Origin of the sequence: Mycolicibacterium vaccae NBRC 14118 = CIP 105934 (assembly GCF_001552715.1) — a bacterium.
GTDB lineage: Bacteria > Actinomycetota > Actinomycetes > Mycobacteriales > Mycobacteriaceae > Mycobacterium > Mycobacterium vaccae.
The window spans coordinates 1-1,483 of sequence record NZ_BCRS01000335.1 but is presented as its reverse complement, the minus strand read 5'-3'; the positions used below and the strand labels follow the sequence as shown (position 1 = coordinate 1,483).

Here is a 1,483-nt window from a genome sequence, read left to right as displayed (position 1 = left end):
CCCCGCCGGTGCTCGCGATGAGCACGTCGACGGTGTTGTCGCGCAGCGCCCGCGGCCCGACGTCCTGACCCGCGGCGTCCTCGACGGTGATGCCCGCCGGGGCGCACGACTTGGCGATCGCCCCGACGGTCGCGGCCAGCCGCGCGTTGGGCGTCTGGTAGCCGATGCGCACGGTCAGCGGGGCGTCCTCCAGCGCGGCGCGGGCCGCGGCGGGGTCGGCCACCGCGAACTCACCGACCTGCGGGGTGGCCTCGGCCGCGCTGTAGGCGTCCTCGGTCGCGGTGTTCAGCCGCGCGTTGGCCACCGGGACGCCCGCGTTGCGGGCGATGACGTCGCGCGGGGTGCACAGCGCCAGCGCGCGGCGGGCTGGCACCGCGGCCAGCGGTCCCTGCGGGGCGAAGATGAGCTGCTCGATGCCGGCCGACGGCGAGTCGGTGCGCACGTAGTCGTCGGGCAGGTTCAGCGTGCCCGACGAGCCGGTGGCGATGTCGACGACGTCGTAGGCCCCCTCGTTGACCTTGTCCTGCAGGTCGGGGCTGCGCGGCCACACGGTGATCTCAGAGGTGACCGGCGGCGTGCCCCACCACTTGTCGTTGGCCACCAAAACCACGGCGCCGTCGTCGGTGACCGACTCGAGCTTGTAGGGCCCCGACGACGGGAACTTCTTCAGGTCGAGGTCGGGGCTCAGGTCCCAGGTGCTGTTCCAGACCTGCGCGATGCGTTCCACCACCGGCCCGTCGTTGGCCAGCAGCGCGGTCGTCACCCCGCCCTCACCGAGTCCGAGCACGTCGGCGATCACGTGCGCGGGCATCAGCGACGTCGCGGCGAACAGCTGGCCGTAGTCGGTGAAGGCGCGTTCCGGCGCGAACGACACCCGGGCCTTCTTCTGGCCCGGCGCGCAGTCGACGGTCGCGATGTCCGCGTAGCCCGCGCGGCTGGCCGCGTCGAACCCCGGGAACCGGCCTGACTGCGCGGCCCATGCCAGCACCATGTCGTCACACGTGATCGGCTTGCCGTCGGAGTAGACGGCCTCGGCCTTGATCTCGTAGTCCAGGATCAGCGGGCTGCGGCCGACCACCGAGATGGCGCCGAAGTCGTGGTCGCCGACGATCTGGCCGTCCGGGCCGTGGTAGTTGAACCCGGTCAGGACGCGGGCGAACGCCTGCGGCCCGCCCGACGCCGCGCCGACGACCGTGTTGGTGTTGTAGGTGACCAGAGTCCCGTCGACCGCGTAGTCGACGGTGTCTGCGGTCCTCTCCCCGCACGAGGTCAGTCCGAGTCCGCCCATCAGGGCCGCCACCGCGGTCACCGCGATCGCGCGACGTGTGCGGGGAGCTCCGAGGGTTCGCAGGCGCGAGCGACCGGCCATCGGCCTACCGGTTCCGCGGGGTGCGCTTACCCGACGGTCGCCCGGTCCTGCTGGTGGTGGGCCGCACGGGGCGCGCACCGGGAACAGGCTTGTCCGGGGCGGGCGCGGGCGGCG

Annotated in this window: 1 protein-coding gene; it reads right to left on the bottom strand. The window is 73.2% G+C overall.

All coding sequences use genetic code 11. The annotated features are described in order from the left end of the window. Positions 1 to 1,288 (bottom strand): ABC transporter substrate-binding protein (locus tag MVA01S_RS29815; RefSeq protein ID WP_255251733.1); only part of this gene is annotated, 1,288 nt, incomplete at its 3' end. Positions 1,289 to 1,483: the final 195 nt, after the last annotated feature.